This window comes from Ancylobacter koreensis (assembly GCF_023016525.1).
Lineage (GTDB): Bacteria > Pseudomonadota > Alphaproteobacteria > Rhizobiales > Xanthobacteraceae > Ancylobacter > Ancylobacter koreensis.
Genome location: NZ_JALKCG010000009.1, coordinates 37,272 through 50,078 on the forward strand (window position 1 = coordinate 37,272; position 12,807 = coordinate 50,078).

Here is a 12,807-nt window from a genome sequence, read left to right on the forward strand (position 1 = left end):
CGCTCAGGCGGCTTCCCGGCGCTCCTCCACGGCCGCCTCGCGGGCGGCGGGCGAGGCGGCGGCCACGGTGGCGCGGGCGCTCATATGGTGGTGCATGGTGTAGAGCCCGGCCGCCATGATGAGCGCCATGCCGCCTATGGACACGAGGTCCGGCATGTCATGGAACACGACGGCGCTGAGGCCGACCGCGCACACCACGGCGGCGTAGCGGAACGGCGCGACCGTCGATGGCTCCGCGGCGCGGAAGGCGGCGATGGTCAGCATGTGCCCGACCACCAGCGAGACGCTGCCGCCGACGAGATACGCGAACACCTTGAGGTCGATGGCGTGCCAGGTCTCCACCATGGCGCCGGCGAAGCCGAAGCCCATGCCGGCGATGGTGGTGGCGAAGGTGACGACCAGCGTCGGCACGTGCGAACGGATGCGCCCGGTGATGAAGTCGCGGAAGGCGATGAGGACGCTGGCGCCGAGCGGCAGCAGCGCCATTGCGTCGAAGGCGGACGAGCCCGGCTTCACGATCATCGTCACGCCGGCGAAGCCGACGAACACCGCCGTCCAGTAGCGCCAGCCGATCCGCGCGCCGAAGAACAGCACCGCCGTCGCCATGGTGAGCAGCGGGGTGATCTGCAGGATCGCCGTGGCGTCGGCGATCGACATCGCGGTAATGGCGGTGATGAACAGGATGGCGACCAGCGCCTCGGCCAGCGCGCGCAGCATCACCCGGCCGTCGGCGCAGTAGCGCAGGGCCGGCAGCTGGCCCTTCCAGCCGAGCACCGCGAGCAGGATCGACGCCGCGACGATGCCGCGTATGGCGAGGATCTGCGAGGGCGGGATGGTCTCCAGCGCGAGCTTGGAGAAGGCATCGTTGCTGGAGAAGATCGACGAGCCCGCGACCATAAGAAGGATGCCGCGACGGCTGGCACTGGAGGCATGCATGGAAGGCGGGTTCCGCAGGAGAGGCCGGGGATGTGCACCGCGAAATTGACGGTTTCGCGGCCGTAGGCGGGAAGCGTCAGTATTCCTCGCAGGCCGCGCCCGGCTCGCCGGCTTCCGCCTCCACGAGGCCGCCAGTGCGCCTTTCCAGCGCCTGCGAGAGCACGCAGAGGCCGAGCGCGCCGACCGCCAGCGCGGCTCCGACCCAGGGGAGTTCGGCATAGCCGACCCCGACCGTGATCGCCGCTCCGCCGACCCAGGCGCCGGCCGCGTTGCCGAGGTTGAAGGCGCCCTGGTTGAGCGTCGAGGCGAGGTTGGGCGCGCCCACCGCCGCATCGACGACCCGCATCTGGATCGGCGCCACCACGGCAAAGACGAGAATGCCCCACACGAAGACCGTGGCGATGGCCGCGACCGCGAAGGGGGCGAGGAAGACGAACGCCACAAGAACGGCGGCGAGCCCGATGAAGGTGCCCATCAGCGAGGGCATGAGCCGCCAGTCGGCGAGCCTGCCGCCGAGCAGGTTGCCGATGGTGATGCCGACGCCGAAGAGCAGCAGCACATAGGTCACGGTGTGGGCGGGCAGGCCGGTCACGTTGCGCAGCAGCGGCGCGATATAGGTGAACACCGAGAACAGGCTCGCCGAGGCCATCACGCTGATCAGCATGGTGAGGACCACCTGCGGGCGCCGGAGCACGCCGAACTCGCGCAGGATGTTGCCGGCCGAATGGGGGATGTCGCGCGGCACCCACAGCGCTATGGCGCTGACCGCGAAGATGCCGATGATCACCACCGCCCAGAAGGTGGAGCGCCAGCCGAGATGCTGGCCGAGCGCGGTGCCGAGCGGCACGCCCAGCACATTGGCGAGCGTCAGGCCGGCGAACATCAGCGCGATGGCGCTGGCGCGCTGATTGGGCGGCACAAGGCTCGCGGCGACCACCGCGCCGATGCCGAAGAAGGCGCCGTGGCAGAAGGCGGTGACGACGCGCGCGCCCATCAGGAACCAGTAGTCCGGCGCGATGGCGCACAGCAGGTTGCCGACCACGAACATGCTGGCGAGGCCGATCAGCGTCGCCTTGCGCGGCAGCGGATTGGTGATGATGGCGACGATGGGGGCACCGATGACGACGCCGAGCGCATAGCCGGTGACGAGCAGGCCGGCGGCGGGAATCGTCACCGAGAGGTCGGCGGCGACCTCCGGCAGCAGGCCCATGATGACGAATTCGGTGGTGCCAATGCCGAAGGAGGCCATGGCGAGGGCCAACAGCGGAAGCTGCATCGGAAATCCCGTCGATGTCAGAATGCGAGGTCGGCGCTGGATAGCAGCGCGATTCCCGTCAGCATAAGCACGTTATATTGCAACGCAGCAACAAACCGCCGCGCGCGGCAGCCATGCATTGCAAAGATGGCGGGAGTATTCCCGTCAGCCGCCGGTGACGCTCATGTGGCGGCGCAGGGCCGGGGCGCGGCCGGGGCGGTCGATGACGAAGTCATGGCCCTTGGGCTTGCGGAAGATGGCGTCGTCGAGCACCGCGTGCAACTTCTCGTCGCCCTCCGAGGCGCGCAGCGGCGCGCGAAGGTCCGCCGCGTCCTCCTGGCCGAGGCACATGTAGAGCGTGCCGGTGCAGGTGACGCGCACCCGGTTACAGCCCTCGCAGAAATTATGCGTCAGCGGCGTGATGAAGCCGAGCCGCCCGCCGGTCTCCCTGATCGAGACGTAGCGCGCCGGGCCGCCGGTGCGGAAGGGGATGTCCTCCAGCGTCCAGCGCTCGTCGAGGCGCGCGCGGACGGTGGAGAGCGGCAGATACTGGTCGGCGCGCTCGGAGCCGGTCTCGCCGAGCGGCATCACCTCGATGAGCGAGACGTCCATGCCGCGCCCATGCGCCCATTCGACGAGCGAGGGGATCTCGTCCTCGTTCTCGCCGGCCAGCGCCACGGCGTTGAGCTTCACATGGATGCCGGCGTCCTGCGCGGCGTCGATGCCGGCGAGCACCTTGGACAGATCGCCCCAGCGGGTGAGCGCCCGGAAACGGTCGGGATCGAGCGTGTCCAGCGAGACGTTGATGCGCTTCACCCCGCAATCGGCGAGTTCGCGCGCGAAGCGGGCGAGCTGCGAGCCGTTGGTGGTGAGGGTGAGTTCTTCGAGCGCGCCGGAATCGAGATGCCGGCCCAGCGAACGGAACAGGGTCATCACGTCACGACGCACCAGCGGCTCGCCGCCGGTCAGGCGCAGCTTCTTCACGCCGCGCGCGACGAAGGCCGAGCACAGCCGGTCGAGCTCTTCCAGCGTCAGCAGCTCGGGCTTGGGCAGGAACGTCATGTGCTCCGCCATGCAGTACACGCAGCGGAAGTCGCACCGGTCGGTGACGGAGACGCGGAGATAGGTGACGGCCCGGCCGAAGGTGTCGACCAGCGGCGCGCGCGGGGTGGCGCGGTCGAGGCGGTCGATCAGGGCTTCGTCGGTGTTCACCTTGCGCGCTCCCGTTTGCGCCTGCCGGCTCGGGGCCGGTTATTCAGGACGTTTCTAATGATAGCCGGTCCTCGTGCCAAGGCGCAGGGGCCTATCGGGCCATCGGCTGAACCATTCGTGACGTGCCTTCGCCAAAAGGGACGTGCCTTCACGAAAAGACGGAACGTCGAGCAGGGACGCGGCGCGCCTCCTTGGCGAACGCGCCCCGCCCCTTTATGTGGGATGGCGCACAAGGGAAGGGAAGAGAGCCGTGACCGACGCCTGGCCGACCGAGATCAAGCTCCACAAGGACCGCCGCGCGCTGACCATCGCCTTCGAGGACGGGTCGTCCTTCACGCTGCCGGCGGAATATCTGCGGGTCGAGAGCCCATCCGCCGAGGTGCAGGGCCATTCCCCCGCCGACCGCCAGCTCGTCGCCGGCAAGCGCGAGGTGCGGGTCGATGAGGCGATCCCGGTCGGCAACTACGCGGTGCGGCTGATGTTCGACGACGGTCATTCGACCGGCATCTACACCTGGGACATCCTGCACACGCTCGGGCGCGAGCAGGAGGAGCGCTGGACGCGCTATCTCCAGGAACTCGCCTCGCGCAACCTCTCGCGCGACGCGGCGGGCAGCGTCCGCCGGCACTGAGGCGGGCGGCGCGCCTGTACGCACCCCGGAGCGGCCTCGCGGCCGTCCGGGATGGCGGTGGCCGTATCAGTTGATCACGACGACCTTGGTGCCGACCCGCACGCGGTTGTAGAGGTCGGTGACGTCGTCATTGGTCATGCGGAAGCAGCCCGAGGACACCGCCTGGCCGATGGTCTCCGGCTCGTTGGAGCCGTGGATGCGGTAGAGCGTCGAACCCAGATACATGGCGCGCGCGCCGAGCGGGTTGTCGATGCCGCCGGGCATGTAGCGCGGCAGGTCGGGGCGGCGCTGGAGCATCTGCGCCGGCGGCGTCCAGCCCGGCCACTCGGCCTTGCGCGTTATGGTCTGCACGCCCGACCAGCGGAAGCCGTCGCGGCCGACGCCGATGCCGTAGCGCAGCGCCGTGCCGTTGTCCTGCACGAGGTACAGGCGGCGCTCGGCGGTGTTCACCACGATGGTGCCCGGCGCGTATTTGCCGTTATAGGCCACCACCTGCCGGCGGATCGAGGAATAGCCCTTGCCCGTTCCGTTGCCGAAATCGGACGGGCGGAAGAAGCCGAAGAAGGAAGGGGTGGTGGACTGCGCCATGGCCGGGGCCGTCCCCGCCAGCGTCAGTGCGGCGAGCGCCATGGCCGCCATCGTGTTGAATCGCATCGAAAGCCCCATACGAAATACGATTGTCACCGCCTGCCGGGGCCGACGGCCGGAAAATCTTGCTCCATCGCTGCCCCTGCGTCGATGGCCGCAAGCCGACACTATGCGGCGAAATGCTTCACGCGGTCTTCATGAGCCCGTGACGACACGAAATTGCGCGGACCTATGGCGCGCGGGACACAGATGAACCCGCCGGCAGCCCGTTCAACGCGCCGGCGCGGCCTCCCCGAAGATCGCCGCCGCCACCGGCCGGCCGAAGAACGCCACGCCGGCGCGGGTGAAGTGGGTGTTGTCATATTGCAGCGGCTGGCCGTCGATCGCGATCGGGCAGTCGCCGGCCGGGCAGGCCGTCTTCAGCACCGAGACGAAGGTGACGTCGGGATTGCCGGCGAGCTGGCCGGCGAGCTGCGCCTCGTAATTGCGGGTCAGCGGCAGCATGTCGTCGCCGGCCATGGTGTCGGCATTGCCGGCGATGAGCCGGCGCGACAGCAGGGTGGGCACCGGCGTGCCGTAAAGCGGCACCGGCCCGACGACGACCACGCGCACGCCGAGCGCGGCGATCTCAGCGATCTTCGCGGCGATGTCCGGCGTCACGGCGAGCACGCCGCCCAGCACCAGTATGTCGGGCCGGTTCTTCAGCACCCAGTCGAAGGCAAACTCGTTCATCGCCTTGCAGTAGGGCACCGCGCGCGTCGCGCCGAACAGCAGCGGCGGGCAGGCGCCCCCGGTGATCTCGCCGACCGCATAGCCGCGCTGCTGTGCCGCCTCACGGATGGCGCCGATGAAATGGGCGATGTGGCTGTTGCCCCAGACCATCACGGAAGGGTGGGTGGTCGGCAAGCATTCGGGGGCGATGTCGGGGGTGGGCTGCATGCTCGGGGTGAAGCAGCGGTGCCAGCTGAAGACCTGCGCGCCGTCATAGTCGACATAGGGCGACAGCGCCTCGATGGCCGGGCCGAAGCGGGAGGGCAGGCCGCGCGTGGCGATGCCCCATTGTGCGAACAGCGCCAGCGCGGCGGTGCAGGCGACGAGCCCGCCCACCATGCGGCGCGGCGTGAACAGCGCCTTGTTCCGGCGGAAGGGCTGCTCGACGAAGCGGTAGGACAGCGCCGCCAGCGCGAGGGAGGCGAGGGTGCCGCCGATGAGAAAGACCGGCGCCGCCACGGGGGCTATGCCGGCCGTGTCCAGCGCCGCGCGCCCCAGCGTGGCGATGGGCCAGTGCACGAGATAGAGCGAGTAGGAGATCCTGCCGATATAGACCGGCACGCGGGCCGAGAGCAGGCGCACGACCAGCGGCGCACCGCCTTCGCCGCCCCAGATCACCAGCGCCGAGCCGATGCAGGGGATGAGCGCGCGCAGGCCGGGAAACGGCGCGGTCGATTTCAGCATCAGCATGGCGCCGAGCACCATGGCGCAGCCGCCGGCGACCGCCGCCATGCGTTCCACGTCGCTGCGCGGCGCCCGCCCGCCGGGCAGCGCCAGCGCCGAGCCGATCAGCAATTCGAAGGCGCGGAAAGGCAGAAGGTAATAGGCCGCCGCGCGGTGCGTACCGAGCGCGAGCTGGCTCGCCGCCAGCGAGACGAGGAGCAGACCCAGCACCATGCCGACCAGCCAGCGCGGTCCGCCGCGCCGGAACAGGAGCACCAGCGCCGGGAACAGCAGGTAGAACTGTTCCTCCACGCCCAGCGACCAGTAATGCAGCAGCGGCATCTCCTGCGCCGCCGGGCCGAAATAGTCGGTCTCAAGGAAGAAGAAGACGTTGCCGAAGCCGAACGTCGACCACAGCAGCGAGCGCGCGAAGGTGAACATCTCCTGCGGCAGCAGCAGGAGCCAGGCGGCGAGCGCGGTGAGCGCCGTCACGAACAGGAAGGCGGGTGCGATGCGGCGGATGCGGCGCTCGTAGAAGCCGAGGATGGAGAAGCTGCCCTCCGCCGTATCGGCATAGATCGATTTCGAGATCAGATAGCCGGAGATGACGAAGAACACGTCGACGCCGACGAAGCCGCCCGGCAGCCACTTCGCGCCGAAATGGAACAGCACGACGCCGAGGACGGCGACGGCGCGCAGGCCGTCAATATGGGCGCGGTAGGCGAGATGTTGATGCACGATGGACCGGGGCTGGAGGAGGCCGGAGGAGAGGCGGGTTCGCGCCATTATGACGGCTGCCGCGCAGCCATGGCACATCCCGCGATGCTGGCGCGCGCGGGAGCGCCCGATTAGAGCCGCCATGTGACCCTGGCGCTACGGGGGCGGAGGGCTCACGGGCTCATGGGCGCCGTGCCGGTCGCGGGGCGCGCGGGGGTGTCGCCGAAGACGATGCCGGCGAGCCTGCCGCCGTAATAGGCGACGCCCCGGTGGGTGAAATGGGTGTGATCGAAGCCGGTCGGCTCGCCATCCACCATCATCGGGCAGTTCCCCTCAGGGCACATGGCATCGAGTACGGAGACATATTCGACATCCGGATTGCCCGCGAAGAATTCGGCCATCAGCCGGTCCGATTCGCGCGTCACCGGCTCCAGATTTTCGTCGGCCAGCACGCTCGGATTCCTGCGGTAGAGCCGCTCGGCGAGCACCTGCGGCGGCGGACGCCGGTAGCGCGGCACGGGGCCCAGCACGATCACCCGCGTGCCCAGCGCGTGCAGGCGGGCAAGGTCGCGCGCGAGCGTCTTCAAGGGTTCGGTGGCGATGATCGCATCGCCGCCGATCACCAGCACCGAGGGCGGATGCGCCAGCAGCCAGTCGAAGGCGAAGCGGTTCAGCCCGTCGCACATGGGGGTGTTGCGGAACTCGATGAGCGGCAGGCAGGAGGCGCCCGTCATCTGGCCGACCGCATAGCCGCGCCGCTCGGCCTCCGCCTTCACCGCGCCGACGAACTGGGCGATGTGGCTGGAGCCCCAGAGCACCACGCTCGGGCGCTGTTCGGGCAGGCATTCGGGCGGGAACACCGCGCGCGGCTGGTGGTCGTCGGTGAAGCACAGGCCGTTGCGCACGATCTCGCGCAGCGGCGAGCGCTCGAAGGCGAGCACGCGCTCTATTTCCGGGCCGAGCCGGCCGGGGAAGCCACGCAGGCTGGAGGTTACAGTGCCGAAGGCGATGAGCAACGCTCCGGCCGCCACCGTGCCGGCTAGAAGCCGGCCGCGCGTGAAGGCGGCGCGGTTGCGCCGCACCGGCTGCTCCACGAAGCGCCAGGACAGCCAGCCGAGCAGGGTGGAGGCGGCGACACCGCCGATCAGGAAGGCGGGCGCGGGAAGATCGGCCAGCAGCGGCCGGGCGAAGACCACGAGGGGCCAGTGCACGAGGTAGAGCGAATAGGAGATCGCCCCGAAGAAGACGAGCGGGCGCGCCCCGAGCCCCCGCGCCGGCAGGCTCGCCGCGCTTTCCCCGCCCCAGATCGCCAGCGCCGCGCCGAGGCACGGCACCAGCGCCAGCAGGCCGGGAAAGGCCATGTGCTCGGTGATCAGCGCCATGCCGGCGAGAATGAGCCCGGCGCCGCCGGCCACCGCCGCCCCGCCGATCCGCCCGTCCTGCGGGAAGCGCATGCCGGGCAGCGCCAGCGCGGCGCCGATCAATAGCTCGAAGGCGCGGAAGGGCAGCAGGTAGAAGGCTGCCGCCGGATTGTGCGGCCGGATAAGCTCGCAGGCGAGGAGCGAGGCGAGAAGGAGGCCTATCACCACCTGCGGCAGCGCGCGCGGGAAGAAGCGGCGGCAGGCGAGGATGAGCGCCGGGAACAGGAAATAGAACTGCTCCTCGACGCCCAGCGACCAGTAATGCAGCAGCGGCGCATCCTCGGCCCCCGGGCCGAAATAGTCGGTGCGCAGGTAGAAATAGACATTGCCGAAGGCGAGCACCGCCCAGATCAGCGAGCGCGCATAGAGCATTAGCTGATTGGGGAAGAAGAACAGGAAGGCGCACAGGCTGGTGAGCGCCGTCACCGCCACGAAGGCCGGCACGATGCGGCGGATGCGCCGCTCATAGAAGGCGAGGATGGAGAAGCTGCCTTCGGCCGCGTCGGCATATATCGACTTCGAGATCAGGTAGCCGGAGATCACGAAGAACACGTCGACGCCGATGAAGCCGCCCGGCAGCCAGCCCGCGCCGAAATGGAACAGCACGACGCCGAGCACGGCGATGGCGCGCAGTCCGTCAATATGGGCGCGGTAGCGCAGATGGTGGTGCACGGCGGGTCGCGGGCTCGCTCAAGGAAAAACCCGCCTATCACGCCGGCCGGGAGGGCGGAAGCCGCCGCAGCGGCAGGGGGCGATGCCGGCCCGCCTGCCGGCGTCAGAACAGGCTGCCCTGCCGCTCGTCCCTGCCGGGTGGGCGCGGTGGCGAGGTCTCCTGCGGCGCAGGGTCGTCCTTGGCCGCGCCGCGCGCGACGAGGATCAGCGCGGCGTCGGGCAGCGGGCGCTGGAGCGCGGCGGCCTCGTTCCACGGCGCGCGCAGCCACACCTCGCGCTCCTCGGCGGTGGTAAGGATCACCGGCATCGCCTTGGGATGGATCGGCGCCACCACGGCATTCGGCGCACAGGTGAGGAAGCCGAACAGCTCGTGCTCGCCCTCCACCGGCGCGGCGCGGGTGCCCCGCGTGCCGTGCCAGCGCGTGCGCAGCCCGGCGAAGAAGGCCAGCGGGCGCTCCTCACTGAGCGCGAACCAGACGATGTCGCGGCGCTTGGTGAGCGGGGCCGGCTCCGGCGCGTATTCGGAGAAGCTGGTGAAGGGGACGAGGCAGCGATGCGCCGGCCCGTTCCAGCCCTGCCAGTGCGGCGAGGCGAGGTTGCGGATGTTGGTGATCGGCGCGCCGCCGAGGCGCGGGGGCGGCGGCATGCCCCAGCGCGCCAGCACGAGTTCGCGCGAGCCGTCCGGCGCGGTGCGCACGATGGGCGCCGGCTGGTCGGGGAAGATGGCGGTCTGTGGCGGCAGGTTGCCGGCGCGATTCGTCAGCGCGCCGACGAGATCGGCGATCGCCTGCACGTTCGAGTTATGGCTGTAGAGGTTGCACATGCCCGGTCACAGTGGCCCGGCGCGCGGATTTTCAGAAGGCGTGTCGCCGGCTGTCCACGCAAAAGGCGCGCATCGCGCGCCCAAATCATCGTGCCTGATCCGGAAGCACGATGGTGGGCGATGCAGGGATTGAACCTGCGACCCCTCCCGTGTGAAGGGAGTGCTCTCCCGCTGAGCTAATCGCCCGCTGGTCCGGGGCGGGAAATCCCGCGCCGGTGTCCATCGCGGCGGGGATTTAGTGTGCCGCCGTCCCAGGTGTCAAGCGCGCTTGCGACGTCACCCACGGCCGAGAAGGCGCTCGACCGTTTCCGGCAGGTGGTCGAAGTGCTCGATGAAGGCGTCGCCGCCCAGTTCGATGGCGGGCGTCTCGGTATAGCCGAACGGCACCACGATGGAGGGAATGCGCGCGTTCTTCGCGGTCAGCACGTCGGTCATGCTGTCGCCGACCATGACGGCGCGGCCCGGCAGGCCGCCGGCCCGCTCGATGGTGCCGAGAAGGTGGCCGGCGTCCGGCTTGTACACCGGAAAGGTGTCGGAGCCGGCGATGACGGCGAAGCGGTCGGTGAGCTCCAGCCGGTCGAGCAGCAGGCGCGAGAGATATTCGAGCTTGTTGGTGCAGACCGCCAGCACGTGGCCGCGCGCGGAAAGCGTGTCGAGCGCCTCGACAAGGCCGGGGAAGGGGCGCGAATGATCGGCGATGTGATCGGCGTAATGTTCGAGGAAACGCTCGTAGAGCTTCTCGAAGGCGGGTCCGTCGACCGCGATGCCGGCGGCGGTGAGGCCGCGATTGACCAGCGCCTTCGCGCCGGCGCCGATCATCTTGCGCGTTTCCTCGCGCGGCAGGCGGGCGGCGCCGGCCTCGTCGAGCACGATGTCGAGCGTGTCGAGAAGGTCCGGGGCGGTGTCGACAAGGGTGCCGTCGAGGTCGAAGGCGATCACGGCGGGAGGGGTGGCTGCTGACATGACGATTTCCGTGGATGGTGACGGGAAACGGGGGCAGCCCGCCGCCGCGAGACGGGACTGACTTGCTAGGCCTACAATCCTGCCGCTTTTCCTGTCCAGCGTATCGCGTCCATCGGGCGCATGCGGACGGGCAGCGTCGGTGGTAATGGCACGGGTCAGTATCGCGCAAACAGGAGTGCTGGGAATGAGGCTCGACGGCATGGGGATTGGGTTTGGCGCGGCGATGCTCGCTCTGGCACTCGCGGCGGGGCCGGTCCTGGCGCAGGGAACGACCGACAACGCCCCGGCGAGCCCTCCGGCAGCGGCAACGCCGCCCGCCGCCAGCCCGCCGGCCACGACGCCGCCCGCCGGGGCGCCCGGCGCGCCGGCCGCGGGCCCCTTCGTGTTCGCCTCCCCGCCCTCGGCGCAGGCCAACCGCATCTATTCGGTGAATGTGCGCACCGGCGAGGTCAGCGCCTGCCAGTTCGAGCGGCCCGAGGGCAGCCTCGTGGGCGTGACGCGTTGCTTCCGCACCGACGCCAGCGCCGGACCGCGCGAGCCCGGCCCCTACGACGTCGTGTCGACGCGCTATTCCGGCGAGACCGGCATTTTCCGCGTCAACGCCCAGACCGGACAGATGAGCGTGTGCTACGTGCGCGACATGCCCAAGGACGGCGGCGGCGTCGAGCCGGCGGTGGTGTGCACCGCGCCCTCGCGCTGATGCCTCGCCGGCCGGGCGCCGCCTTGCGTTGCCGGGCTTGTCGGCGGCCCGCAAGGGCGCTAGGCAGCAGGGAAGAACTCCACAACGGGCTTTGTCGACGCCATGACCGCAGCGAAGTCACCTGACGCGCTCTCCCCCGCCGAGGCGCTCAAGCGCGAGGCGGCCGCCCGCGCGCTCGACTATGTGCGCTCCGGCATGAAGCTCGGCCTCGGCACGGGCTCGACGGCCAAGCATTTCGTCGATCTTCTCGCCCAGCGCGTGGCGCAGGGGCTGGAAGTCGTCGGCGTGCCGACCTCCGAGGCGACGCGCGCGCAGGCGGAGAGCCTCGGCGTGCCGCTCGCCACGCTCGACGAGCACCCCGTGCTCGATCTCGTGATCGACGGCGCCGACGAGATCGGCCCGGATTTCTCGCTGATCAAGGGCGGTGGCGGCGCGCTGCTGCGCGAGAAGATCGTCGCCACGGCGGCCCAGCAGATGATCGTGATCGCCGACGCCTCCAAGAAGGTGGCGCGGCTCGGCACCTTCCCGCTGCCCATCGAGGTGGTGGATTTCGGCGTCGCCGCGATCCGCCGCAGCATCGACAAGGCGGCGCGCGCGGCGGGCTGCCAGGGCCTGCTCACGCTGCGTCGGCGGCCGGACGGTCATGTTTTCGTCACGGATCAGGGACACCTGATCCTCGATGCCGCCTATCTCAGCATTTCCGACCCGGCCACGCTCGCCGCGCGGCTGTCGGAAGTGCCGGGCGTGGTCGAGCATGGCCTCTTCATCAATCTGGCGAGCCGCGTCATTCTCGCGGGCGCCGACGGCGTGACGGTCCTCGACCGCGCGTGAGCAGCATTCGTCAGGGAGACTTTGATGCGGCTTGATATTGCAGGACGGCTGACCGGCGCGGCGCTGGCGCTCGCGGCCCTTGCCGGCGCGCTTCCCGCGCTCGCGCAGGAGCAGACGCCGTTCAAGATGAACGACGCCAAGGGCGCGCAGGTGAGCCCGGAGCGGCTGAAGCTCGCCAATGAGCTGCTGGTCGCCAATGGCGAGGGCAGCAGCTTCGACACGCTCATTCCCGGCGTCATCGAGCAGGCGGCGGGCAGCTTCGTGCAGGCCAATCCCGACCTGATCCGCGACCTGCGCGAAGTCGCCAAGCAGCTCGCCCCGCAATATGAGAACCGCCGGCAGGAGATCGTGCAGATCCTCGCCCGCATCTATGCGGTGCAGTTCGACGAGACCGAGCTGAAGGACCTGCTGGCCTTCTATCGCTCGGCGGTCGGCCGCAAGCTGGTGGAGAACCGCGGCAAGATCCTCGATGCGGGCCTCGCCGGCATCCAGGCCTGGAGCGCCGCCTTCAGCCGCGAGATGGAAGGCAAGGTGCGCGAGGAAATGAAGAAGCGCGGCTTCACCATCTGACGCCATACCGATACCCGATACGAAAATGCCCGGCTCGCGCCGGGCATTTTGCTT

At 69.7% G+C, this 12,807-nt stretch carries 12 protein-coding genes and 1 tRNA gene; 4 read left to right on the forward strand and 9 right to left on the reverse strand.

Translation table 11 applies throughout. From position 1 onward, the window contains the following. Positions 1 to 3 precede the first annotated feature (3 nt). The 3 genes from MWN33_RS17415 to moaA form a co-directional block, all read right to left on the reverse strand. Entirely contained in the window at positions 4 to 936 is a 933-nt protein-coding gene (locus MWN33_RS17415) for a DMT family transporter (RefSeq protein ID WP_247202321.1), read from the reverse strand. A 76-nt stretch (positions 937 to 1,012) separates the two neighbouring features. After that, positions 1,013 to 2,212, reverse strand: coding sequence for an MFS transporter (locus MWN33_RS17420; RefSeq protein WP_247202322.1), 1,200 nt, complete (start codon positions 2,210 to 2,212; stop codon positions 1,013 to 1,015). Between the two features lie 144 nt (positions 2,213 to 2,356). Continuing rightward, positions 2,357 to 3,403, reverse strand: coding sequence for a GTP 3',8-cyclase MoaA (moaA, locus tag MWN33_RS17425; RefSeq protein ID WP_247202323.1), 1,047 nt, complete (start codon positions 3,401 to 3,403; stop codon positions 2,357 to 2,359). 250 nt (positions 3,404 to 3,653) lie between these two features. Here moaA and MWN33_RS17430 point away from each other — a divergent pair, with 250 nt between their 5' ends. Beyond that, the gene (locus MWN33_RS17430) at positions 3,654 to 4,034 is read left to right on the forward strand and encodes a gamma-butyrobetaine hydroxylase family protein (RefSeq protein ID WP_247202324.1); all 381 of its coding nucleotides are present in this window, start codon (positions 3,654 to 3,656) and stop codon (positions 4,032 to 4,034) included. 66 nt (positions 4,035 to 4,100) lie between these two features. Here the strand turns inward: MWN33_RS17430 and MWN33_RS17435 are convergent, their stop codons facing one another. From MWN33_RS17435 to MWN33_RS17460, 6 genes are all read right to left on the reverse strand, one after another. Next, complete coding sequence (locus tag MWN33_RS17435) at positions 4,101 to 4,700, reverse strand: L,D-transpeptidase (RefSeq protein WP_247202325.1); 600 nt, start codon at positions 4,698 to 4,700, stop codon at positions 4,101 to 4,103. 192 nt (positions 4,701 to 4,892) lie between these two features. After that, positions 4,893 to 6,842 (reverse strand): acyltransferase family protein, encoded by a 1,950-nt coding sequence (locus tag MWN33_RS17440; RefSeq protein ID WP_247202326.1) that lies wholly within the window; start codon positions 6,840 to 6,842, stop codon positions 4,893 to 4,895. A 104-nt stretch (positions 6,843 to 6,946) separates the two neighbouring features. Then, positions 6,947 to 8,866, reverse strand: a complete 1,920-nt coding sequence (locus tag MWN33_RS17445) for an acyltransferase family protein (protein WP_247202327.1) — start codon at positions 8,864 to 8,866, stop codon at positions 6,947 to 6,949. Between the two features lie 103 nt (positions 8,867 to 8,969). Further along, complete coding sequence (locus MWN33_RS17450; protein WP_247202328.1) at positions 8,970 to 9,689, reverse strand: SOS response-associated peptidase; 720 nt, start codon at positions 9,687 to 9,689, stop codon at positions 8,970 to 8,972. A gap of 111 nt (positions 9,690 to 9,800) precedes the next feature. Further along, positions 9,801 to 9,875, reverse strand: a tRNA-Val gene (locus MWN33_RS17455). A gap of 90 nt (positions 9,876 to 9,965) precedes the next feature. After that, positions 9,966 to 10,652, reverse strand: a complete 687-nt coding sequence (locus tag MWN33_RS17460; protein WP_247202329.1) for an HAD-IA family hydrolase — start codon at positions 10,650 to 10,652, stop codon at positions 9,966 to 9,968. Between the two features lie 184 nt (positions 10,653 to 10,836). Here MWN33_RS17460 and MWN33_RS17465 point away from each other — a divergent pair, with 184 nt between their 5' ends. The 3 genes from MWN33_RS17465 (at position 10,837) to MWN33_RS17475 (ending at position 12,753) form a co-directional block, all read left to right on the forward strand. Continuing rightward, entirely contained in the window at positions 10,837 to 11,352 is a 516-nt protein-coding gene (locus MWN33_RS17465) for a hypothetical protein (RefSeq protein ID WP_247202330.1), read from the forward strand. A gap of 102 nt (positions 11,353 to 11,454) precedes the next feature. Beyond that, positions 11,455 to 12,183, forward strand: coding sequence for a ribose-5-phosphate isomerase RpiA (gene rpiA, locus MWN33_RS17470; protein WP_247202331.1), 729 nt, complete (start codon positions 11,455 to 11,457; stop codon positions 12,181 to 12,183). 24 nt (positions 12,184 to 12,207) lie between these two features. Next, positions 12,208 to 12,753 carry a DUF2059 domain-containing protein gene (locus MWN33_RS17475; RefSeq protein WP_247202332.1) on the forward strand — a complete coding sequence of 182 codons (546 nt, stop codon included), beginning with the start codon at positions 12,208 to 12,210 and terminating at the stop codon, positions 12,751 to 12,753. Positions 12,754 to 12,807 lie beyond the last annotated feature (54 nt).

Coding starts and splice junctions, on each gene's coding strand:
- MWN33_RS17435 (WP_247202325.1), bottom strand. CDS start 4,700: ATGGGGCTTTCGATGCGATTCAACACGATGGCGGCCATGGCGCTCGCC.
- MWN33_RS17415 (WP_247202321.1), bottom strand. CDS start 936: ATGCATGCCTCCAGTGCCAGCCGTCGCGGCATCCTTCTTATGGTCGCG.
- MWN33_RS17440 (WP_247202326.1), bottom strand. CDS start 6,842: ATGGCGCGAACCCGCCTCTCCTCCGGCCTCCTCCAGCCCCGGTCCATC.
- MWN33_RS17420 (WP_247202322.1), bottom strand. CDS start 2,212: ATGCAGCTTCCGCTGTTGGCCCTCGCCATGGCCTCCTTCGGCATTGGC.
- MWN33_RS17460 (WP_247202329.1), bottom strand. CDS start 10,652: ATGTCAGCAGCCACCCCTCCCGCCGTGATCGCCTTCGACCTCGACGGC.
- MWN33_RS17465 (WP_247202330.1), top strand. CDS start 10,837: ATGAGGCTCGACGGCATGGGGATTGGGTTTGGCGCGGCGATGCTCGCT.
- rpiA (WP_247202331.1), top strand. CDS start 11,455: ATGACCGCAGCGAAGTCACCTGACGCGCTCTCCCCCGCCGAGGCGCTC.
- MWN33_RS17475 (WP_247202332.1), top strand. CDS start 12,208: ATGCGGCTTGATATTGCAGGACGGCTGACCGGCGCGGCGCTGGCGCTC.
- MWN33_RS17450 (WP_247202328.1), bottom strand. CDS start 9,689: ATGTGCAACCTCTACAGCCATAACTCGAACGTGCAGGCGATCGCCGAT.